Annotated in this window: 17 protein-coding genes; 15 read left to right on the top strand and 2 right to left on the bottom strand. The window is 61.6% G+C overall.

Annotation, left to right across the window (positions count from 1 at the left end):
• Window positions 1–8 precede the first annotated feature (8 nt).
• From R0125_RS12835 to arsJ, 11 genes are all read left to right on the top strand, one after another.
• Window positions 9–7,499, top strand: a complete 7,491-nt coding sequence (locus R0125_RS12835; protein ID WP_317238437.1) for an Hpt domain-containing protein — start codon at window positions 9–11, stop codon at window positions 7,497–7,499.
• Complete coding sequence (locus R0125_RS12830) at window positions 7,499–8,551, top strand: chemotaxis protein CheB (protein WP_317238436.1); 1,053 nt, start codon at window positions 7,499–7,501, stop codon at window positions 8,549–8,551. Before R0125_RS12835 ends, R0125_RS12830 begins: the two co-directional genes overlap by 1 nt.
• Window positions 8,552–8,562: 11 nt before the next feature.
• Window positions 8,563–9,024 carry a chemotaxis protein CheW gene (locus R0125_RS12825; protein WP_317238435.1) on the top strand — a complete coding sequence of 154 codons (462 nt, stop codon included), beginning with the start codon at window positions 8,563–8,565 and terminating at the stop codon, window positions 9,022–9,024.
• Window positions 9,025–9,105: 81 nt separating this feature from the next.
• Window positions 9,106–9,597 (top strand): Fur family transcriptional regulator, encoded by a 492-nt coding sequence (locus R0125_RS12820; protein ID WP_248181948.1) that lies wholly within the window; start codon window positions 9,106–9,108, stop codon window positions 9,595–9,597.
• Complete coding sequence (gene znuC / locus R0125_RS12815) at window positions 9,590–10,369, top strand: zinc ABC transporter ATP-binding protein ZnuC (RefSeq protein WP_317238434.1); 780 nt, start codon at window positions 9,590–9,592, stop codon at window positions 10,367–10,369. The genes R0125_RS12820 and znuC overlap by 8 nt, the downstream gene beginning before the upstream one ends.
• Window positions 10,356–11,168: an iron chelate uptake ABC transporter family permease subunit gene (locus R0125_RS12810; RefSeq protein WP_248181946.1), complete on the top strand. Its 813-nt coding sequence runs from the start codon at window positions 10,356–10,358 to the stop codon at window positions 11,166–11,168. Before znuC ends, R0125_RS12810 begins: the two co-directional genes overlap by 14 nt.
• Before the next feature lie 73 nt (window positions 11,169–11,241).
• Window positions 11,242–12,261, top strand: coding sequence for a PAS domain-containing protein (locus tag R0125_RS12805; protein WP_317238433.1), 1,020 nt, complete (start codon window positions 11,242–11,244; stop codon window positions 12,259–12,261).
• A 184-nt stretch (window positions 12,262–12,445) separates the two neighbouring features.
• Window positions 12,446–12,823 (top strand): metalloregulator ArsR/SmtB family transcription factor, encoded by a 378-nt coding sequence (locus tag R0125_RS12800; RefSeq protein WP_248181944.1) that lies wholly within the window; start codon window positions 12,446–12,448, stop codon window positions 12,821–12,823.
• Entirely contained in the window at window positions 12,823–13,848 is a 1,026-nt protein-coding gene (arsB, locus tag R0125_RS12795; protein ID WP_317238432.1) for an ACR3 family arsenite efflux transporter, read from the top strand. The genes R0125_RS12800 and arsB overlap by 1 nt, the downstream gene beginning before the upstream one ends.
• Window positions 13,849–13,911: 63 nt before the next feature.
• Complete coding sequence (locus tag R0125_RS12790) at window positions 13,912–14,916, top strand: ArsJ-associated glyceraldehyde-3-phosphate dehydrogenase (protein WP_317238431.1); 1,005 nt, start codon at window positions 13,912–13,914, stop codon at window positions 14,914–14,916.
• Between the two features lies 1 nt (window position 14,917).
• The gene (gene arsJ / locus R0125_RS12785; RefSeq protein WP_317238430.1) at window positions 14,918–16,132 is read left to right on the top strand and encodes an organoarsenical effux MFS transporter ArsJ; all 1,215 of its coding nucleotides are present in this window, start codon (window positions 14,918–14,920) and stop codon (window positions 16,130–16,132) included.
• Window positions 16,133–16,279: 147 nt separating this feature from the next.
• On the opposite strand, the gene R0125_RS12780 is transcribed toward arsJ, so the two are convergent.
• Both R0125_RS12780 and R0125_RS12775 read right to left on the bottom strand, forming a co-directional pair.
• Window positions 16,280–17,362, bottom strand: coding sequence for a patatin-like phospholipase family protein (locus tag R0125_RS12780; protein WP_317238429.1), 1,083 nt, complete (start codon window positions 17,360–17,362; stop codon window positions 16,280–16,282).
• A 70-nt stretch (window positions 17,363–17,432) separates the two neighbouring features.
• On the bottom strand, window positions 17,433–18,347 hold the full coding sequence (locus R0125_RS12775) for an alpha/beta hydrolase (RefSeq protein WP_317238428.1): 915 nt from the start codon (window positions 18,345–18,347) through the stop codon (window positions 17,433–17,435).
• A gap of 199 nt (window positions 18,348–18,546) precedes the next feature.
• Between R0125_RS12775 and folE the strand changes: the two genes are divergently transcribed.
• The 4 genes from folE to R0125_RS12755 all read left to right on the top strand — a co-directional run bounded on the left by folE (window position 18,547) and on the right by R0125_RS12755 (window position 22,405).
• Complete coding sequence (folE, locus tag R0125_RS12770) at window positions 18,547–19,110, top strand: GTP cyclohydrolase I FolE (RefSeq protein WP_248181938.1); 564 nt, start codon at window positions 18,547–18,549, stop codon at window positions 19,108–19,110.
• A gap of 27 nt (window positions 19,111–19,137) precedes the next feature.
• The gene (gene folX, locus R0125_RS12765) at window positions 19,138–19,521 is read left to right on the top strand and encodes a dihydroneopterin triphosphate 2'-epimerase (RefSeq protein ID WP_317238427.1); all 384 of its coding nucleotides are present in this window, start codon (window positions 19,138–19,140) and stop codon (window positions 19,519–19,521) included.
• Window positions 19,522–19,564: 43 nt separating this feature from the next.
• Window positions 19,565–19,993: a CoA-binding protein gene (locus R0125_RS12760; RefSeq protein WP_317238426.1), complete on the top strand. Its 429-nt coding sequence runs from the start codon at window positions 19,565–19,567 to the stop codon at window positions 19,991–19,993.
• Window positions 19,994–20,155: 162 nt separating this feature from the next.
• On the top strand, window positions 20,156–22,405 hold the full coding sequence (locus R0125_RS12755) for a putative bifunctional diguanylate cyclase/phosphodiesterase (protein ID WP_317238425.1): 2,250 nt from the start codon (window positions 20,156–20,158) through the stop codon (window positions 22,403–22,405).
• The last annotated feature ends 20 nt before the right edge of the window (window positions 22,406–22,425 follow it).

Here is a 22,425-nt window from a genome sequence, read left to right as displayed (position 1 = left end):
GAGTGGTTATGGGCAATCACCATGACAGCATCGCCCTGGACTGGGTTCGGGGCGAAATACAGGACACGCTGACCCAGGGTCAGCAGGCACTGGAAGCGTATGTCGAAAACCGCGACGATACCGCGCGGCTTCGCTTCTGCCTCAACTACCTCCATCAGGTGCACGGCACCCTGCAGATGGTGGAGTTGTATGGCGCTGCCCTGCTGACCGAGGAAATGGAGAAGCTCACCCAGGCGGTACTGAACGATACCGTTACCAACGTGGACGATGCCGTTGAAGTACTGATGCAGGCCATCCTGCAATTGCCCCAGTACCTGGAGCACCTTGCCAGCAGCAAGGACGACTTTCCCATGGTGCTGTTGCCGCTGCTTAACGACCTGCGTGCCGCTCGGGGTGAATCCCTGCTGTCGGATACCTCACTGTTCAAGCCGGACCTGGGCCCGTCGCGGCAACGTGCCGCCGCCAATGCCTCCCAGCGATTGCAGGACCCCAAAGTACTGGGTCACATCCGCAAGCTGCGCCAGATGTACCAGTTTGCCCTCGCCGGCGTGGTGCGCGAAGCCGACCTGGACGCCCATTTCGATTACATGCAGAAGGTCATCCAGCGCCTGATCCGTCTGTGCCAGAAAACGCCCCGCGGCGAACTCTGGAAGGCCGCCGGCGCGTTCGTGGAAACCCTCCAGCAACACGCCAACCCGGTCAATACCGCGGTCAAATCCCTGCTGCGGGAACTGGATGCGGAAATCCGCCGCCTCACCGATGAGCATGTGGACATTCTGCAACAGGCGGTGCCCGAGGCAATGCTCAAGCACTTGCTGTATTACGTGGCCCGCGCACGTGATCTCGACACGCCGCTGGTGTCCGACCTGCGCCGCCGTTATCAGCTGGATCAGGCATTGCCGTCCGAGGATGACGTGGACGCCGCCCGCACTCGGGTCTCCGGTCCCGGCCGTGAAGCCATCCACTCGGTGGTCAGCGCCCTCAACGAAGAGCTGGCCAAACTCAAGGATCAGCTGGATCTGTTTGTGCGCGCTGAACTGCGCCAGAACGATGAGCTTGAAGACCTGCTACCGGGCCTGAAACAGGTGGCCAATACCCTGGCGGTACTGGGCCTGGGCATTCCACGCCGGGTGGTGAACGAGCAGATTGAACTGGTGGAACGACTGGCCCGCCAGTCCGACGTCGTCGACGACGGCACGTTGATGGATATCGCCGGCGCCCTGCTCTATGTCGAAGCCAGCCTGGCCGGCCTGGACAGCGATCGTTACCAGCAAACCGGTGAGTCCGCCGATGGCGAACAGACCGTCAACATGGGCAGCCGCGAGCTGGGTGAAGCCAGTGAAGCGCTGCTGCGGGAATCCCGCAACACCCTGGAACAGGTGAAAACTGCAATCGTGAATTTCATCGCCTCCCAATGGGATGTGCGGGAAATCGAACACGTGCCCGGCCTGTTGCACAGCATTCGCGGCGGCCTCGGCCTCATTCCCCTTGAGCGGGTGGCCGACATGCTCGGTTCCGCCGAGCGCTACATCACCGACGTGCTGCTCGGTGGCCGTCAGGTACCGGACTGGAAACAGCTCGATACCCTGGCCGACGCGGTGACGAGCATCGAGTACTACCTTGAGCGTTTGGCCGAGGGTATCAGCGATAACGACAGCATTCTCCATGTGGCCGAGGACAGCCTGGCGTCGCTGGGCTTCCCGGTGGGCGCCGAACCGACCTGGCAGCAGGCCGGAGATAAAGACGTTCCCTTAGTGGAGACAGAGTTACCAGTGCTGGAAGAGCAGCCGGTGGCCGCAGAAAACAAGACCTCCGACGACGAACTGCTGGACGACGAGATTCTCGGCATCTTCGTGGAAGAAGCTGAAGAGGTTCTTGACACCATTCACGAGTTCTATCCACGGCTGCGCCAGAATCACGACGACCGTGAGGCCCTGACCGAAGTTCGTCGCGCGTTCCATACCCTGAAAGGCAGTGGCCGTCTGGTGGGCGCTGCCAGCATTGGTGAGCTGGCGTGGTCGGTGGAGAGCCTGCTGAACCGGGTGATCGATCAGACCATCAAGCCCAACGACGAGCTGTTTTCACTGATTGACGACGTCAATGCCCGCCTGCCCTCACTGATTCGCGAATTCCGCGAGGGTCAGAGCGGTGGCGACGTGGCACAGCTGATCGAGCGTGCCGAAGCCATGTCCACCACGCGCATATCCGATGGTGAACATGCGGCAGACACCGCCGTTGCGGAACCCGCCCCCGAGGTCGGCGAAGCACCGGTCGCCGCCGCATCGGCGTCAGCCGAAGACGATGACGACCTTATTGACGACGAGATTCTCGAGATCTTTATCGAGGAAGCCGGCGAGGTCCTGGACACCATTCGCGAATACCTGCCGATGCTGCTGCGGCAACACGACGACCGCACCGCGTTGTCGGAAGTTCGCCGTGCATTCCACACCCTGAAAGGCAGCGGTCGCATGGTCGGTGCCCTGGTGGTGGGTGAGCTGGCCTGGTCGGTTGAGAACATGCTGAACCGGATCATCGATGGCAGCATCTTCATGAACGATGACATCGCCACCCTGCTGGACGACGTCACCGCTGTGCTGCCGACACTGGTGGAAGATTTCGAAAAACGCCGCGCAGCAAGCGTGGACATTAGCGCACTCGAGGCCCGCGCCATCGCCCTTGCCAACGGCGAGATTCCCGACGCGACCAGCATGCCGGCGTCGGAACCGACCGACACCAGCGCTTACAGTGATTCTGAAGAACTGCTGTCGCTGATCTCCGATGTCGACGACAACGGTGTTGATCCGGTTCTGCTGGGCATTTTCGAGAGCGAAGCGCAAACGCACCTGCAGACACTTCAGGCATTTCTGGAAGGCGCGGGCGAAAAGGCCACCGTGGCCTACACCGACGATCTGTCGCGGGCACTTCATACCCTCAAGGGCAGCGCACACACTGCCGGCATCGCGCCCATCGCTGCGGTCATTACGCCGCTGGAGCGTTTCGTCAAGGAGGCGCGGGCCCAGAATAAGCGGGCCGATCGTGAAGTCACCGGGCTGATTGCCGACGCCTGTGAATTCCTCAATCAGGGCCTGAGCCAGCTCAGAGCGGACCCGCAAGCACCGCTGGCGGGCACCGACGACTATCTCGAGCGACTGGCACAGATTTCTGCCGACACCCTGCGCAGCTACACCAGTGACGACAACAAGCAGACCAGCCAGCCGTCCGCACCGCAACTCGTGCAATTGTTCCTCAATGAGGGGCTGGACATTCTGCTCGACGCCGACCGTATTCTGGACGACTGGGCCGCGGACCCGGGGCGGATTGCTGCGGTTGAAACTCTGCGCACCGAGCTCCAGCAGCTCACCGCAGGTGCCCGAGACACTGGCCTGGCCGATGTGGCCGGCCTGTCGGCGGCCTTGTCACAGACGTACGAGCAGGCCGCCAGCGGCAATGTGACGCCGGACGACACGCTCTTTACCGCCGTGCGCGCCGCCCACGAACAACTGATCAACATGATGGATCAGGTCGCCGCGGGCCTGGCCACCGAGTCGGGGGATGAACTCATCGGCGAACTGGAGGCCCTGGCTGCCGACGCAGGGGAGCCCACGCCGAAGGAACCCGACCCGTTCGAGCAAGAGTTCACCAACGACCTGGAAGAGATCGATCTCAGTTTCGACCTGGACGAAGCCGAGCTGCCGACCCTTGCCGTTGATGAACCGCCTCAGGAACAACACGACGCCGACACTGACGACGAAACGGATCAGGAACTGGCAGAAATCTTCCTGGAAGAAGCCCGTGACCTGATCAACAGTTCCGCGGAAACGCTCCAGAGCTGGAGCGACAACACGGGCAATTTCGACCAGTTACGCCTGCTCCAGCGGGATCTGCACACCCTCAAGGGGGGTGCTCGTCTGGCGGACATTCCCGCGGTCGGCGACCTGTCTCACGAACTGGAAACCCTGTTCGAGGGGCTGACCGAGCAACGGCTATCGATTACTGATGAACTGTCCGACCTGCTGTTCCGCAGCCATGACCGCCTCGCCGGAATGGTAGACGCACTGGAACAACAGGAAACCCCGCGCCCGGCGCCGGATCTGATCGGTGAAATCCATCAGTACATGGACAGCGCGACGGGCTCGCGGCCGGTGACCGATGTCAAAACCTCGGAGCCCGACACGGATGACGAACTGCCGCTGCCGGATCTGGACGAATCCGCCGAAGGTGACGACGAACCGACACCGGATCAGGCCGACGACGAGCTCCAGGCCTCTGATCTGTCTCACATGGACCCGGAACTGATCGGCATCTTCCTGGAAGAAGCCTACGACCTGATCAATTCCACCGGCAGCGCCCTGCACACCTGGAGTGAAGATCCCTCCAATCGGGACGTTGCCGCCGAGCTGCAACGGGATGTGCACACCCTCAAAGGTGGCGCCCGCATGGCCGGTGTCGATGCCATCGGCGACCTGACCCACGTTCTCGAGGATCTGTTCGAGAAGGTGGCGGAAGGTCAGCTGGACGCCAGTGACGCCATGAACGATCTGCTGTTCGCCTGTCATGACCGCCTCGCCCAGATGGTGGAACAGGTCGCCACCCAGCGACCGTGCCCGCCGGCAGACGAACTGGTAATGCAGGTGAAAGCGATTCTTGCCGGTGAATCCCTGGCGGAAGAGGATCTGACCGAAACAGCGGAACCGGCCGAAGCGCGGCCGGAGCCTGCAGACAGCGACGACTTTGATCTGTCGCCGGGCATGGCCGAGGCCATTCCCGAGGCCACCGACGACGAACTAATCGGCATCTTCCTCGATGAAGGCCTGGAGATTCAGGGCGCCATCAGTGAGTGCCTGGCCCAGTGGCGCGAGGAACCGGACGAGCTCACCGGGGTGACCCAGCTGCAACAGGAGCTGCACACCCTGAAGGGCGGTGCACGACTGTCGGATGTGGATCCGATTGCCGATCTCGCGGAAGCCTGGTCCGATGCCCTCGACCCGCTGATCAGCGGCGACAGCAATCAGGCCATCCTGCTGACCCTCAGTGACCGGGCGCTCACCCGCCTGAAAGAGATGCTGACCAGCCTGGAAGAAGGCGGAAAGCCGGTTGCCGATAACGATCTGTGGCGTGCCTTCCGCGACGCCCATCGGGACGCAGAGAACACTCACGCTGAGCCGACGGAATCCGAAGAGACCGAGGTGGATCCGGAAGTCCTGGAGATTTTCCTGGAGGAAGCCGGGGAAATTCTCGACCAGCTCGAGCACCTGCTCGATGACTGGCGCAAGGAACCGACCAACCACCATTTCAATCAGGAAGCCCAGCGGGCACTGCACACACTCAAGGGGGGCGCGCGGCTGTCACAGCTGCGCGAACTGGGCGACAAGGCCCACGCCTTTGAGACCCGGCTGATCGATCTCGGTGGCAACGCCCCGGACGACAGCACCTGGCAAGCCATCACCGCGGACAACGACACCATCGTGGCGTTAGTGGGCGGTATTCGCCAAAGCGTTGAACAGGGCAGCCCGATGCCGACCCCGGCACCGGAACAAAAACCGGAACCGCCCACCGACACGCCGGCCCCCGCCGCGACCAAACCAGCGGAACCGGCGCCGGCTCCGCAGACCGGAAAAGGCCTGGCCAAGCCGCGCAAAAAAGCCGCTGAGGCGCAACGTGCCGCCCAGGAAACCATCCGGGTCTCGGCACCGTTGCTGGACGAACTGGTCAACCTGGCCGGCGAGACCAGTATTACCCGTGGCCGCCTCGAGCAACAAAGCAGCGATTTCAGCCACACCCTGGATGAAATGGCCGCCACCATCGAGCGTCTGCGCGAGCAGTTACGGCGCATGGAAATCGAGACTGAAACCCAGATCCTGTTCCGTGCGGAAAAGGAACACGGGCCGGACTACGGCGACGATTTCGATCCGCTGGAAATGGACCGATACTCTTCGATCCAGCAGCTGTCGCGGGCACTGACCGAGTCGTCGTCAGACCTTGCCGACCTGCGGGAAACCCTGTCCGACCGGATGCGAGATACCGAGACCCTGCTGGTGCAGCAGTCACGCATCAACACGGAACTCCAGGAAGGTCTGATGAAGACCCGGATGATTCCGTTCTCCTCGATGGTGCCGCGCCTGCGCCGGATCGTTCGCCAGATCAGCGGCGAGCTGGGCAAGAAGGTGGAATTCGACGTCCGCAACCCGGAAGGGGAAATGGACCGCAATATCCTCGAGCGGATGATTGCACCGCTGGAGCACATGCTGCGCAACGCCCTGGACCACGGCATTGAAACGCCGGCCGATCGCAAAAAATCCGGCAAGCCGGACACCGGTGAAGTCACCCTGTCACTGACCCGCGAGGGCGGTGATGTGGTGCTGCGGATGATCGACGACGGTGCCGGCATTCCGTCCAGCGTGATCCGTGACAAGGCCATCCGCCAGGGCATGTTGGGCAAGGATGAAGAGCTGAGCGAGCGGGAAGTCCTGCAGTTCATCCTGCAACCGGGCTTCTCCACTGCCCAGCAGGTCACCCAGATTTCCGGCCGCGGTGTCGGCATGGACGTGGTGGCCAGCGAGATCAAACAGCTTGGCGGCAGCCTCGACATTGACTCCACCGTCGGCAAAGGCACCACCTTTACGGTGCGGCTGCCGTTCACCGTGTCGGTCAACCGTGCACTGATGGTCTCCACCGGTGAGGATTTCTACGCGATACCGCTGAACACCATCGAGGGTATCGTGCGGGTCAGCACCTATGAGCTCGAGGAATACTACAAGCCGGACGCCCCGATGTACGAGTACGCCGGCCAGCAGTATCGCCTGCAGTACCTGGGCAACCTGCTGAACAGTGACCACCACCCGAAACTCCAGGGCCAGGCCCTGCCGTTGCCGGTCATTCTGGTGCGCGGTGCGGAACAGCCTATGGCCCTGCAGGTGGACAACCTGATGGGCAGCCGTGAAATCGTGGTTAAATCCCTCGGGCCGCAGTTCAGCTCGGTACGGGGCGTGTCCGGTGCCACCATTCTGGGTGATGGTAACGTGGTGGTGATTCTCGACCTGCCGGCGATGATCCGCTCCGACATTCTGTCCGAGCGCCAGCGTCTGGCCAGCCTTGAGAAAGCCCGCGAATCCGCCCGCTACATTGAGCGCGCCACCGTGGTAATGGTGGTGGACGACTCGGTGACCGTGCGGAAAGTCACCTCGCGCCTGCTGGAACGCAATGGCATGGAAGTGGTGACCGCGAAAGACGGTCTCGATGCGGTTGCGCAGCTGCAGGATCACAAACCGGACATCATCCTGCTGGACATCGAGATGCCACGCATGGACGGCTTCGAAGTGGCAAGTTTTGTGCGCCACGACGACAACCTGCGCGACACCCCGATCTGCATGATCACCTCGCGAACCGGGGAAAAACACCGCGAGCGGGCATTGGCCATCGGCGTAAACGAGTATCTCGGCAAGCCGTTCCAGGAAACCGAGCTGCTTGAGACCATTTCCCGGCTGACCGGTAATCAGTGATGACCGGCCTTGCCGGCCGGCTCAGGGTCGGGATCGTGTCGGATATCGTCCTGCAGCGTCACCGTCTGCAGGCGGCCACGTCAAAGTTCGGCCTGGAGGTGTGTTTTTCCGGCGATCCGGAGCGTCTGCAGGGTTACCCGGAATTTCCGGAGGCCAGCCTCTGGCTGATCACTCTGGAAGACGAAGCCGACCACCCGGTACTGTTCGATCACCTGTTGGAAAACACCGATGTACCCGTGCTGTTCGGGCTGGACCCGGCACCCAAGCCAGGCTCCATCGACTATTTCCGCTGGGAACGGCGGCTGCTGAACAAACTGGAACAACAGCTGGGCCACCTGGAGGAGCTGGATTCGGAAGCGAGTCTGGAAGAACTCGCCGGGCAGGCGCCAACGGACACCCCGGCGCCCGTGCTGTCGCAATGGATCATACCGGCAGCGCCGGATTCCATAGCCGAGGAGATCTGGATTCTTGGTGCCTCACTGGGCGGTCCGGCGGCGGTCAAAACCTTTCTTGATTACCTGCCTGCAGGCCTGCCTGTGGGTTTCGTATACGCCCAGCACATCGATGGCAATTTCACCGAGGTTCTGACCCGGGTACTGGGCCGCCACGCCCACTATCAGCTGAAAAAAGCGCGCACCGGCTACCGCATCCGAAACGGCGATGTGGTGATGATGCCAGTGGAGCGGGAGTGGAACCTCGATGAGGCCGGTGCGCTGGCCGAAAAGGACTCGCCGTGGCCGGGCCCCTACGGGCCCTCCATCGACCAGGTCCTGCTCAACGTTGCCGATCATTTCGGCGCCCGCTGCCATGCTATCCTGTTCTCCGGAATGGGTAACGATGGCGCTATTGCCGCCCCGATGCTGAAGGCTTATGGCAGCAGGATCTGGGTGCAGGAAAGCAAAAGCTGCGGCAACAGCTCCATGCCGGACTCGGTCGCCGCGACCGGGTGCGCCTCCTTCTGTGGCACACCCGAACAACTGGCGCGGGAACTGGTCAAAACGATTGAAGAATCCTGCCTGCTTAAAGGCCGGCAAAACAGGGATTCCGCCTGAGGACATGAGTAATGAGTGAAAACAGCCAAACCCTCTCCTGCGTTATCATCCCGATGAACGGCCGACAGCTTTTGTTGCCCAACGTGACCATTGCCGAGGTGGTGGATTACGCCAGCAACGATGCCGGTGCCAACACGCCGGAGTGGCTGGTGGGCCACCTCGACTGGCGAGGACTGGCGCTGCCGGTAATTTCCTATGACGCCGCCAACGGCGCAACGCTCACCATTCCCGGTGACAATCGCGGCCGTATCGTGGTGCTGAACACGGTCAGCGACCACCACCAGCGAGTGCCTTTCATGGCGCTGGTAACCCAGGGCATTCCCAGCCAAACCCGCCTGACCGAAGAGCAGATTCGCCGTCTTGATGGCGAGGCAGGGCCTGCCGATCTGATGCAGGTGGTGGTGGAAGGGGATACTGCGTGGATTCCGAATCTGGAGTACCTGGAATCGCTGGCGGCAGACGCTGTTCGCTGATTGAAGCGCTGACCGGATCTGGCGGATGGCACTGTCCTTTGCAAATGTTATAATGTTGCAAATTTTCCAGGACAGCGCCCCATGTCTGCCAACGCTCTTCCCTATCGCCCCCACAATCACGATGCCTGCGTTTCCCGGGCACTGGCCGATGCCCGCGCCATTTGCCAGCAGAACAACGCCCGGCTGACACCGACCCGGGAACGGGTGCTTGAGCTGATATGGCAGTCTCACAAGCCACTGGGTGCCTACGATGTATTGGCGGTACTGGCGGAAGATGGCCACAACGCCGCCCCGCCCACCGTGTACCGCGCCCTGGATTTTCTGCAGCAGCACGGGCTGGTGCATCGCATTGCCTCACTGAATTCCTTTGTTGGCTGCACCCACGCCGGCAAGAATCATAACGGTCTGTTTCTGATCTGCCGCCAATGCAGTAACGTGCTGGAGCTGACAGCCCCCGCAGTTGCAAGCGCGGTTTCTGAAGCCGCCTCGGCCGAAGCGTTCAGCCCCGAGGACGTTACCATCGAAGTGGCCGGGCTTTGCCCACGCTGCCAGGCGGACGCCGGCAATGACTGAACCGCTGGTAACACTGGATCAACTGACCGTTGCGTTTGACGGCCGCCCCATCGTGGATCGGGTCAGCCTTACGCTGCATCGCGGCGATATCATCACCGTGATCGGACCGAATGGCGCCGGAAAAACCACCCTGATCAAGGCGATTCTGGGCATACAGAAGGTCACCTCCGGCTCGGTCACCCTCGCCGACCGCCTCACCGTGGGCTACGTGCCACAGCACCTGAACCTGGAAACCACGCTGCCCCTGAGCGTGCAACGGTTTATGAGCCTGAGCGGTCGCAGCCTGCAGGAGTGCCAGGCGGCCCTGGACAAAACCGGCGTCGGGCACCTGATGGGCGCCTCCATTCATCACCTGTCCGGTGGCGAACGGCAGCGCTTGCTGCTGGCGCGAGCGCTGGCACGCAAGCCCGACTTTCTGGTGCTGGATGAGCCGGCCCAGGGTGTCGATATCAATGGTCAGGCGGCGCTGTATGACCTGATTCGTCAACTCCGCGACGATCTGCACTGCGGCGTCATCATGATTTCCCACGATCTGCATCTGGTGATGGCCGCCACCGACAAGGTGATCTGCCTCAACCAGCATGTGTGCTGCAGCGGCTACCCGGCGGACATCTCCCACGATCCTGCGTTCATCGAAACCTTTGGACAGCCGGTTGCCGACAGCCTCGCGGTCTACCATCACCACCACAACCATCACCACGATCTGCACGGCGATGTGGTGGACGCAGAGCGCCACCATGACCACAAGGAGTGCGGCCATGCCCATCATTGACGCCGTGCTTGATGACTTTTTCTGGCGCGCATTGATCGGCGGCCTGGGTGTTGCACTGGTCGCCGGTCCCCTCGGCTGCTTTGTGGTCTGGCGCCGGATGGCCTATTTCGGCGACACCCTGGCCCACTCGGCGCTGCTGGGCATCGCCCTGAGTTTCCTGATCAGCGTGCCACTGAACGTGGGCGTGATCATCACCTGCGTGGTACTGGCCATTGCCCTGGTGCTGTTCTCCCGCAGCCGCACCCTGGCCACCGACACCCTGCTGGGTATCCTCGCCCACAGCGCGCTGGCCATCGGCCTGGTCACCCTCAGTTTCATGCCGGACGTGCGGGTGGATCTGACCGGATTGCTGTTTGGTGATCTGTTAGCCATGAGCCGCAACGACCTGCTGTGGATCTACGGCGGCGCGGCGGTGATTCTGGTGTTGTTGGCCACGCTGTGGCGAGGTCTGCTGATGAGCACCATTCACGAGGAACTGGCGCGGGTTGAAGGTATACCGGTGGAACGTCTGCGCCTGGTGCTGATGCTGATGTTCTCGCTGGTGATTGCCGTGGCCATGAAGATTGTCGGCGTACTGCTGATCACTGCGCTGCTGATTATCCCCGCGGCCACGGCCCGCCGTCTGGCGCATAGCCCGGAACACATGACCCTGCTGGCCATGGTGTTCGGCTTCGTCGCGGTGGGCGGCGGGCTGAGCCTGTCCTGGCACCTGGACACTCCGGCAGGGCCGTCCGTGGTGGTCACCGCATTCAGCGTGTTCCTGTTGATCTACGGCAGCGCCCGCCCCGCACGTTCCTGAACGCGGACGTTTCGCTGCGGGCAACACTGGTCTAAAGTGTAGGACATCGCTGATCGCCTGAACGGACCCGGCCATGGACAGCCCTCGCTCCGCAAACCACTTCGAGAGAAGCCCGGTTCAACGCACCTGGTCACTGTGGCGCCCGTTTCTTTGGGTGCCCCTTCTGGTGCTGGCCTTCGGGCTCGCCGTCACCGCCAGCACGGCCTACTTGATGGCCGACCACACCCGCACGCTGGCTCAGCAGGCCTATTCTGCCCAGCACGATGCCCTGGTGTCGCGCCTGCACGCCCGGGCTGCCGCGCAATCTCCGGAACCAAAGATCGAGGACTGGCTGGCGTCGGTGTTTCCAGACGCATCGCCGAATCTGCTGACCATCCGGGTGGATACCCTGGAGCGACACAGCAAAACGCCGTTGTTCCTGCGTGGCACTTCGGCGCCCCTGGACGGCTCACTGTCGCTGCGCTCCGAGGTCAATCTGCCGGATCATCACTGGCTGATCACCACCATTCCCGACACGGCCGTGCTGAGGGCGCAAACCAACCGTGTACGCATCGTCACCTGGCTTGCCGGAGCATTGATCACCGCGCTCGGGGTGGCGCTGACACTGCTGTTATGTGCCCGCATCGTCCGCTTGCGTGGGCAACTTGGCGGGCAACAGGTGTTGACCGAAAAACTGGAACAGCAACTGGACAACAACCAGGTGGAGAAATCCATCCTGCGTCAGGCCCTGAACGACAGTGAACAACGCAGTCGCGACCTGGTGGCACTGTCGGGTGCCATCGTTGGTGAACTGGACGAGCAGGGGCGAATCGGCTTCGTCTCCGCAGAAGTGGCCGAATGGCTGCAACGGGCACCCGCTGACCTGGCCGGAACCCGCTTTGAGGAACTGGTGAGCGCCCGCTCCCAGCCCAACCTCCAGCGGACCCTGGAAGCCGCCCGCAGCGAAAAAGCGCTGCAGCGGATTGATCTGGATCTGCTGTCCGCCGGCCCCGAGGCCAACGCGGTTCCGGTGACACTTCGGGTTCTCGCGCTGCAGGATCCGCTCCATGGTTTCACCGGTTACCGCCTCAGTGCGCGACCCGGGATGCATTGAGCTCCTGCGCCATGAGGATCAGAATCCTGTGGTTCAGCCAGTACAGCTGCTGCATGGACTACCGTTGCCACTGGTAGTGAATTGCAATATCATCATATTCGATAAACTGCATATGCAGAAAAACATATATTAATCTGCTGCTTTGTCTTTAGCGACGCAGCCACGAAAGGTGCCACAACCTGTAATGGTGCAGAAGCAATCAATCCGCCAAGCCGTCAGCTACGACCCCGCGGCCGTGTTCAAGGCACTGGGGGAAGAAAACCGGCTGGCCATCCTGCTGATGATCGAGCAGCAGACAGAACTTTGCGTGTGCGAACTCACCACCGCACTGGCCGCACCGCAACCGAAAGTCAGCCGCCATCTGGCCCAGCTGCGTGAACTGGCCCTGCTGGATGACGAACGACGCGGCCAATGGGTTTACTACCGATTGCATCCGGCCCTGCCAGAATGGGTTCACCGGGTACTGCGAGACACCGCAGCGGCCAACTCCCCGTTTCTCGAACCGAGCCTGACGCGGCTGGCCACCATGCCGGACCGCCCCGTAAAAATGGACTGCGCCTGATGGGATTATTCGAACGTTACCTGAGCCTGTGGGTCGCCCTGGCCATCCTGCTGGGCATCACCACCGGCACCCTGCTGCCAGGTCTGTACGAGTTCGTCGCCAACCTGACCTACGCCCACGTCAACCTGATGGTGGCGGTGTTCATCTGGGCCATGATCTACCCGATGATGGTGCAGGTGGATTTCACCGCCATCAAAAACGTCGGCCGCAAACCCCAGGGACTGATCCTGACACTGGTCATCAACTGGCTGATCAAACCCTTCACCATGGCGGCGTTGGGTTGGCTGTTCTTCAAGGTGCTGTTCGCCGATCTGGTGGACCCGGCCACCGCCACCGAATACATCGCCGGCATGATCCTGCTGGGCGTGGCCCCGTGCACCGCCATGGTGTTTGTCTGGAGCCATCTGACCAAAGGCGATTCCGGCTACACCCTGGTGCAGGTGTCGGTGAACGACATCATCATGATCTTCGCCTTCGCCCCCATTGCCGCGTTCCTGCTGGGCCTGTCATCAATCACCGTGCCCTGGGAAACCCTGCTGCTGTCGGTGATGCTCTATGTGGTTGCCCCGCTCATTGCCGGCATACTGACCCGCCGACACCTGTTACGTGGTGGTCACAATAAACTGGAACACTGGCTGCAACACAGCAAACCCACCACCGTGTTGGGGCTGCTGGCGACCGTGGCGTTGCTGTTCGGCCTGCAGGCCGACCGGATTCTGGACAACCCCTACGCCATCGGCCTGATTGCCATCCCGCTGCTGATCCAGAGCTACGGCATTTTCTTTATCGCTTACTTTGCCGCGCGCAAAATGGCGCTACCCCATAACGTCGCCGCGCCGGCGGGGCTGATTGGCACCTCCAACTTTTTCGAGCTGGCGGTGGCCGTGGCCATCAGCCTGTTCGGGCTGACCTCCGGCGCCGCATTGGCCACGGTGGTGGGGGTACTGGTGGAAGTGCCGGTAATGTTGTCACTGGTCGCCTTTGCCAACCGCACCCGGCACTGGTTTCCACAACCGTCGGTCTGAAAAACAGGCAATCACAGGGTCAGACGCGGCTGATTCGAATTATCAGAGTTCAGGAGAACCCCCATGAGCAAGATAAAAGTAGGTATCAACGGCTTCGGCCGCATCGGTCGGCTCGCACTGAGGGCGGCCTGGGAATGGCCGGAGATGGAGTTTGTGGCCATCAATGACCCCGGCGCAGATGCCGGCACACTGGCCCATCTGCTGAATTTCGACAGCGTGCACGGACGCTGGGATCACGAGGCCAGCTCCGACGGCACTCACGTGGTGATCGGAGAGCAACGTATCCGCGTGACCCATAACAAAACCATCGGCGAGACCGACTGGTCCGGCTGCGATCTGGTGATCGAGGCCAGTGGCATCAACAAAAAGGTCAGTGTGCTGCAAGCTTACCTGGACCAGGGCGTGAAGCGGGTAGTGGTGACCGCACCGGTGAAAGAGCAAGGCGCGAAGAATATCGTGGTGGGCGTGAATGACGACATTTTCGACCCGGCCAACGACCGCATCGTGACCGCCGCCTCCTGCACCACCAACTGCCTGGCGCCGGTGGTGAAGGTGATCCACGAAAATCTGGGCATAAAGCACGGCTCCATCACCACCATCCACAGCCTGACCAACACCCAGACCATTATCGACGCCCCCCACAAGGACCTGCGCCGGGCGAGGGCCTGCGGCAGTTCCCTGATCCCCACCAGCACCGGCTCCGCCACGGCCATTATCGAGATTTTCCCGGAGCTCAAGGGCCGCCTGGATGGCCATGCAGTGCGGATTCCGCTGATCAACGCATCACTGACCGACTGCGTCTTTGAAGTGAACACGCCCACCGACCGCGACACCGTGAACCAGCTGCTGAAAGCGGCGGCCGAGGGTGAGCTGAAAGGTATCCTGGGGTACGAGGAGCGCCCGTTGGTATCGATCGACTATAAGACCGACCCGCGCTCGTCGATCATTGATGCCCTGTCCACGCTCGTGGTCAACGGCACCCAGGTGAAGTTGTACGCCTGGTACGACAACGAGTGGGGCTACGCCAACCGTACCGCCGAGCTGGCGCGCCGGGTAGGCTCTGCCTGACATGAGGGCCGCCATCCGACAGTATCTGGTCATCACCGGCAACTACTGGGCCTTCACCCTCACCGATGGCGCCCTGCGAATGCTGGTGGTGCTGCATTTCCACCAGCTGGGTTACTCGCCCCTGGAAATCGCGCTGCTGTTCATCTTCTACGAGTTCTTCGGGGTGGTCACCAACCTGGTGGGGGGGTATCTGGGCGCACGCCTGGGCCTGAACCTCACCATGAACATTGGCCTGTTCCTGCAGATCGTGGCGCTGGCCATGCTGGCGGTGCCGGCCGCCATGCTCACCGTGCCCTGGGTGATGGCCGCCCAGGCCATGTCCGGCATCGCCAAGGATCTCAACAAGATGTCTGCCAAAAGCGGCATCAAGTTGCTGGTGCCGGATGAACAGCAAGGCACTCTGTATAAGTGGGTGGCGATCCTCACCGGCTCCAAGAACACGCTCAAAGGTGTGGGCTTTTTCCTCGGCGGTGTATTACTGATGACCGCCGGTTTCACGGGTGCCGTGATCATCATGGCGGTGGCCCTCGGGCTAGTCTGGCTGACCAGCCTGTTCCTGTTGAAACAGGAGCTGGGCAAGAGCACGGCCAAACCCAGGTTCCGAGAGATCCTGTCAAAGAGCCGCGCCATCAACGTGCTGTCCGCCGCCCGAATGTTCCTGTTCGGCGCCCGGGATGTGTGGTTTGTGGTGGCGTTACCGGTGTATCTGAACACGGTGTTCGGCTGGGATCACTCGCAGGTCGGTGGCTTCATGGCCAGTTGGATCATCGGCTATGGCTTCATTCAGACCCTCGCGCCAAAGATCACCGGTAGCAGCAATACCCACACCCCCGGCCGTGGTCCCGCCGTTGCCTGGGCGGCGGCACTGGCCCTGATCCCCGCAGCCATCGCCTCAGGGCTGACCGCCGACCTGCCCCCGCAACCGGTAATCATCGGCGGCCTGCTGCTGTTTGGCGTGCTGTTCGCCGTTAACTCGTCACTGCACAGCTACCTGATCGTCAGCTTCGCCCGCGGCGACGGCGTCTCGCTCGATGTCGGCTTTTACTACATGTCCAACGCCGCCGGCCGGTTGCTGGGCACCGTGCTTTCCGGTTGGGTCTACCAGAACCACGGCCTGGAAGCCTGCCTGTGGATCTCCGCAGCTCTGGTAGCCACCGCCGCCGCCCTGGCCGCCGGCCTGCCCCAAAAACAAGCGATCCGCCCCCAACAAGCGTAGAACCAACGGTCAAACACCCCAGTTGAAACAAGGGCCGTTGGGGGCCACCGAGTCAAAAAATTAAAAGAAACCCCGTTTCTCCTTTTTGACTCGGTGGCCTCCAACGGCCCGAAACTCCCAGGTTACCAGACCACACGGCCAACCAAATCAGAGCGGCCGAACCACCTCAGCCAAGCGCCCGCGCTCAACCAGCTCCATAAACTCATCCCCCAGCCGGTCACTCTCCACAATCGCCCGGCGCCAGGCCCGCTCGCGCCCCGCATCGTCGCCGACGTACTTCTCGAAATCCTTCCGGTCCGGCAACTTGCGATCCGGCAGTGACGCCAGATACTCCTGAGAGGGCGCCACCAACAGCACATCCTGCAGCCGCGTGGCATCCCCCCGACGCCAGGGCAACGTCTTGTCGAACCAGCCCGGCACCACCTTATCGGTAAAGTGCGGATACAGGATGATCCCCGGCTGCTCATAGGGCAGATCAAGGTGATAGTCCAACAATCCGCCGTCGCGGTAGACACCCTCCGGCGCCCCGGGGATATTGCGCACCCCCGCCATCACCAGGGGAATAGACGCGGACGCCAGCAACGACGGCAGCAGATTGTCCCGCGTCAGCGCCACCTCGTGGCTGGGGAAATCCACCAACTTCGACACCGGGGTTTTCAGCCGCGCGTCGTGAATAATGCCCCGCTCCATGTAACGGCCAAGATGGCGGCGACTCACCATATTGGCACTGATGGCATTCATGAGCCCCAGACTCAGCCGCCCGCGGGTGTCGTGCTCAAGCATGCCGCGGCTGCGCACCACCACCACATTCAAACGATAGAACGGGTGATTCAGCAGGTAGTCCTCGTGGCCGCCCAGCAGCTCTTCCAGAAACAGCACACTCTTGCGACTGACCTCCGCGGCGCTGACGCCCTTTGAAAACCGCTGGGAGGTGTACAACTCCGCCAGCTTTGCCAGCTGGGCTTTGGGGTTGTCCGTCGACGCCACCGCCGCAAACCGCCAGCTGCCAATCGAGGAGCCGATCAGCGAGCGCTCCTGCGGCACCCCGGGAAGCCAGTCGCCAAAAATCGCCTTGTCCAGTCCTGACAGCCCCAGCGCCTTAGGGCCACCGGCGGCGCCGGGAATGACATGCACATCTGCCGCCGACAATGGGTTGTCCTGCAGGCGTTGCAGAGCACGGCGGCCGGCGCGCACGGTTAATGCCGGCGCTCGGGTGTGGATGGCTGTCATGATGGTTCTCCCCAGTAATTTCGGGAGGAGTTTAGCGAACTGGCGGGTCAGCAGCCAGCCGGCTCTGAGCTCACGGCTTGCGGCGGAAATCCCGGTAGGCGGTAAACACATCCCAGGGGCTTTCGAAGTGCGGATAGTGGCCGACATTACGCAGGCTGACCACGTCAGCATTGGGCACCAGTTCACGGTAGCGTCGCGCCGTCGCCGCTCCGGACACCGGATCCGCCATGCCGGAGATTAACCGCATGGGCTGTTTTGCCTGCTGTAACGCGCCGACCCAACGATTGCGGTGACAGCGCCGCTCTTCCATGAAATGAATCAGTTGATGGAGAATGCCGCGGCCATTGTTGTAGGTCAGCAGGTGCCAGAAATCGTCCAGATCCTGACGATCGGGCGGATTGGCCGGCCCGAGCAGGCGGCGGAAATTACGTTCGAAGGTGCGGCGGGTCAAGCCACGGCTGATCAGGCCGCCCAGTGGGCTGTGCAGCAGTTTCTGAATCAGCAGGGGATGGTGCACTTCGGGAAACAGGGCGCCGTTGAGAAAGCACACGCTGGCGATGCGGAAACCGAGGCCACCCTCCTGTTCCCGGGCCAGCAACTCCTGGGTCACACTGCAGCCGTAATCGTGTGCAAGCAGATGCACGCTCGTTAGCCCCAGCCCTTCGATCCAGCCCTCGAACAGGTCGGCCTGATCCTCAATGCTGTAGTCGTAGCCGGCAGGCTTGTCGGAAAACCCGAAGCCCAGCATGTCGAGTACCAGGACATTGTGATTCTGGGTCAGCATGGGCCAGACCCGGTTCCAGTCCCAGCTTGCGGTCGGAAAACCATGCAACAGCACCAGCGGCTCGCCCTGCCCCGCCATGCGGCTGAATATGGCATGGCCCTCGTAGCTGAACCACTTACCGCCCTGTTGCCACCATTCCATTGTGCCTGTTTGCTGCTTCGCGTGGGCAGCCGCCGAATTACCGGCCATCACCTGATCCATGCACTGTTCCCGGAAAACCGTTACAGCCTGAAACTCTAGAACAAACCGCCGGGTACCGCCATAGTCGGTTGTGGAATTTGCGGGCGTCACCCCGGCCAGCGGTGGTCTTTTCCTGTCACCCGACCGTAAACCGTAGAGATGCCCGGCAATTTGCCTTAAGCTTTCGCCCTGATTCAGACACGGAACACCGGAACCGATTATGAGCACACCCCTTGACGATTTAGCGGGGCACTACCGCGACATTATTAACGGACTGGGCGAAGACACCGCCCGCGAAGGTCTTCAGGACACCCCCATGCGGGCTGCCAAGGCCATGCAGTTCCTGACTCAAGGCTATCAGCAGGACCTGAGCGAGCTGGTCAACAATGCGGTGTTTGAATCCGCCATGGATGAAATGGTGGTGGTTCAGGACATCGAGCTGTACAGCATGTGTGAGCACCATATGCTGCCGTTCATCGGCAAATGCCACATCGCCTACCTGCCCCAGGGCCGGGTGTTGGGGCTGTCCAAGTTTGCACGCATCGTCGACATGTATGCCCGCCGCCTGCAGATTCAGGAGAACCTGACCCGGCAGATTGCGGAAGCCATCGAGAGCGTGACCAACGCCAACGGCGTTGCCGTGGTCATCGAGGCCCAGCACATGTGCATGATGATGCGGGGCGTGGAAAAACAGAACTCCCGGATGAAAACTTCGATGATGCTGGGCGCTTTCCGCAAGTCCCAGGCAACACGAACGGAGTTTCTGAATCTCATCAGCCGCTGAGGCGGCACCGAAAACGCAGGAAATGGCATGACAGACGTCACCGGAGATCACCAGGCCACTGTACGCATCAAGAATCTGCTCCTTCGGGCCTACATCGGCATCAAGGAGGAGGAGATCAACAACCAGCAGGATGTGCTGATCAACGTCTGTTTGTCCTACGACGGCACCAACGCCATCAATGAAAACGACATTGCCGCCGCTCTCAACTACCGCACCATCACCAAGGAAATCATCCGCCATGTGGATGGCAACCGCTTCGCTCTGCTGGAGCGCCTGACCCACGAGGTGTTGGCGATTGTGATGGAGCACGCGGCCGTGACCTGGGCTGCGGTAGAAATCGACAAGCCCCACGCGTTACGCTACGCCGAGTCGGTGTCGGTGACTCTGGAAGCTCACCGCTCCAAACCCTGACTCACGGCCGCAAGTCGGCGCAGCACAAGAGCACCCGCACACCATGTCCCGATCCAACCCTGACCGGATGCGGCAGATTCTGTCGACCGTACGCACCATCGCCCTGGTCGGCGCCAGCGATAAATCCCACCGCCCCAGCCACGACGTCATGGCCTACCTGCAAAGCCGCGGCTACCGGATGATTCCGGTTAACCCGAAGCTGGCGGGTCAGACCCTGCTGGGGGAAATCGTGTATCCGGACCTTCACGCACTGCCGGTCAAACCCGACATGGTGGAGCTGTTTCTGGCTCCGGACCGCACTGGCCCGGTCATCGACGCCGCCATCGAACTCGAGGTACCGGTGGTGTGGATGCAGATCGGCGTGATCAACGAAGCCGGTGCCGATAAGGCAGAAGCGGCCGGGCTGATGGTGATCATGGATCGGTGCCCGAAACAGGAAATACCCCGGCTGGGGGTCCCGCCCGCGCGGTGACATCCGCACCGTCTCAGGGTCCCGGTGGCATTTCGTTACAAGAAGGCATATAACAAATACTGGTCGGCAACCGCAACGAACCCTCATAATCGGTCGATACCTGCCGATATGTTACGTTGTTGACGTACCGGAGCGGAGTCCAGCGTGGAGAAACCTGATTCAGTGACAAACAACGTCGTCAAGGGGCTGTTGCACCCTCTGTTGCCGGTGCTGATCATTCTGGTTTTTCTGGCCACCGCGTCCGGATTGAAATACGGCATCGAAAAACAGGATTGGAATCAGATTCAGTCCAGCCTCGACAACGAGGCCCAGGCCATGGCCACCAATCTGGAACGCGAGTTTCTGGTCCACCTGGAAGCCGTTCGCCGCTTAGCACGGCGCCTCGAAGCTAACCCTGACATGCCCGAAGAAATCTGGAGCCACGATGCTCGTAACTACCTTCAAGACTTCGGAATTTATCAGGCCATCGAGTGGATTGACCGGGACTTCATTATCCGCTGGCTTGAGCCCCTGTCCGGCAACGAAGACGTAGTCGGCTTCAATGTCGCGATCAACCCCGAGCGCCGACAGGCGCTGGAACAGGCCCAGGCCAGCGGCGAGATCGACATTTCCGGGGTGCTGAATCTGCGCCAGGGCGGCCGGGGGCTGGTCATTTACGTGCCGGTGTACGCCGGCGCCGACAATAAAGGGTTCGTTGCCGGTGTCTTCCAGATGGAGACCCTGGCTCGCCACTTGCTGACCAGCCGCGTGCTTGACGCCTTCCGGATACGCATCACCGACAATGGCAAACTTGCGCACGAACTCAACACCTCCAGCGAAACTGCACCGGCGTTTTCCCACTCGGTACCCGTGGCGTTACCCACGCTGGACTGGGCGCTAACAGTTACCCCGTCTGCGGCGTGGGTGGAATCCCAGCGCAGCGTCTGGCCGCTGGCAACGTTCATTTCCGTATTATTCATGGGCATTCTGACCAGCCTGACCACATTGCTGGTGCAGCTGATCCTCAAACGTAACCAGGCGCTGCTGAAAACCCGGCGGGAACTGGAATCCGAAATTGACCAACGCAAGGCGGTGCAGCAGGACCTGGCGCGACTGGAGTCTACCGATGCCCTCACCGGCCTGGCCAACCGCCGGTTCTTCATGGAAGACCTCACCCACACCCTCAATATTGCCGACCGGCAGATGCGACAGGTTGCTCTGGTGATGATGGATCTGGACCGCTTCCAGATGCTCAACGACTCGCTTGGCCACCAGTTCGGCGATGAGCTGCTGATCAAGGTGTCGGAACGGCTCAACGGCCTCAGCAACGAGAAAGTGTTGGTGGCCTATTCCGGTGGTGACGAGTTCATGATCTGCCAGCAGCACGTCGACGATCTTGACGATGTGATCAACCTGCTCGGCCAGATCAAGCAGATCTTTGCCGAACCCTTCGAGGTGCAGGGCGACGCTCACAGTGTGACCGCCACCATGGGAATCGCGGTCTACCCGCAAAGTGGTCTTGATGCCGATACCCTGCTGCGCAACGCCGATGTGGCGCTCTACCGGGCCAAGGATCAGGGCCGGAATACCTACCAGTTCTACACCGAAGGCATGCAGGATCGCGAGGTCATGCGGCTGGAGCTGGACAAGGACCTCAGCCAGGCTCTCGCCAACGACGAGTTCGTACTCTACTTCCAGCCCCAGTTGGAACTGGAAAGCGCAGAGATTCACAGCGTCGAGGCGCTGATCCGCTGGCAACACCCGCGCCGCGGCCTGCTCCCACCCATTGAGTTCATCCCCCTGGCCGAGGAAAGTGGCCGCATTACCGAGATCGGTCGCTGGGTGGTCATGGCCGCCTGCCGCCAGCTCGCCCGCTGGCAGGGTACCGACTTCGAGCATCTGCGGATTGCGGTGAATCTGTCGGGCCGCGAGCTGGACGACGAAGGCCTGGTGGACCATATCCGCGAGGCGCTGGAAAGCAACAGTGTGCCCTCCAGCCGGCTGGAAGTGGAGCTCACCGAAGAGATTTTCATCCAGAACATCGAGCACAACCGCGACCAGCTGTCGAAACTGCACCAGCTGGGCGTGCAACTGGCCATCGACGATTTCGGCGTTGGTTATTCTTCGCTCGGCTACCTGCGGGACTTCCCGGTGGATCTGCTGAAGATTGACCGCTCCTTTATCACCGAGGTCACCGAACGCCACGACGACGCCGTCATCACCCGCGCGGTGATCAACCTGGCGCACAACCTGGGCATCCGCGTGGTGGCCGAAGGGGTCGAAACCATGGAACAGCTGGTGTTCCTGAAAAACCAGCGCTGTGACCTTGCCCAGGGGTACCTGATCAGCCGGCCGGTGCCCGCCGCCGCGCTGGAGAAAGCCCTGTCCGAAGGCTCCATGATTACCGATACCCCGGCCCGGAGCGGATTGTAATCGTCACGCTTGTTCGCCAG

The organism is Marinobacter sp. M-5, assembly GCF_032911545.1.
GTDB lineage: Bacteria > Pseudomonadota > Gammaproteobacteria > Pseudomonadales > Oleiphilaceae > Marinobacter > Marinobacter goseongensis.
This window is presented reverse-complemented; position numbering and strand designations above follow the sequence as displayed.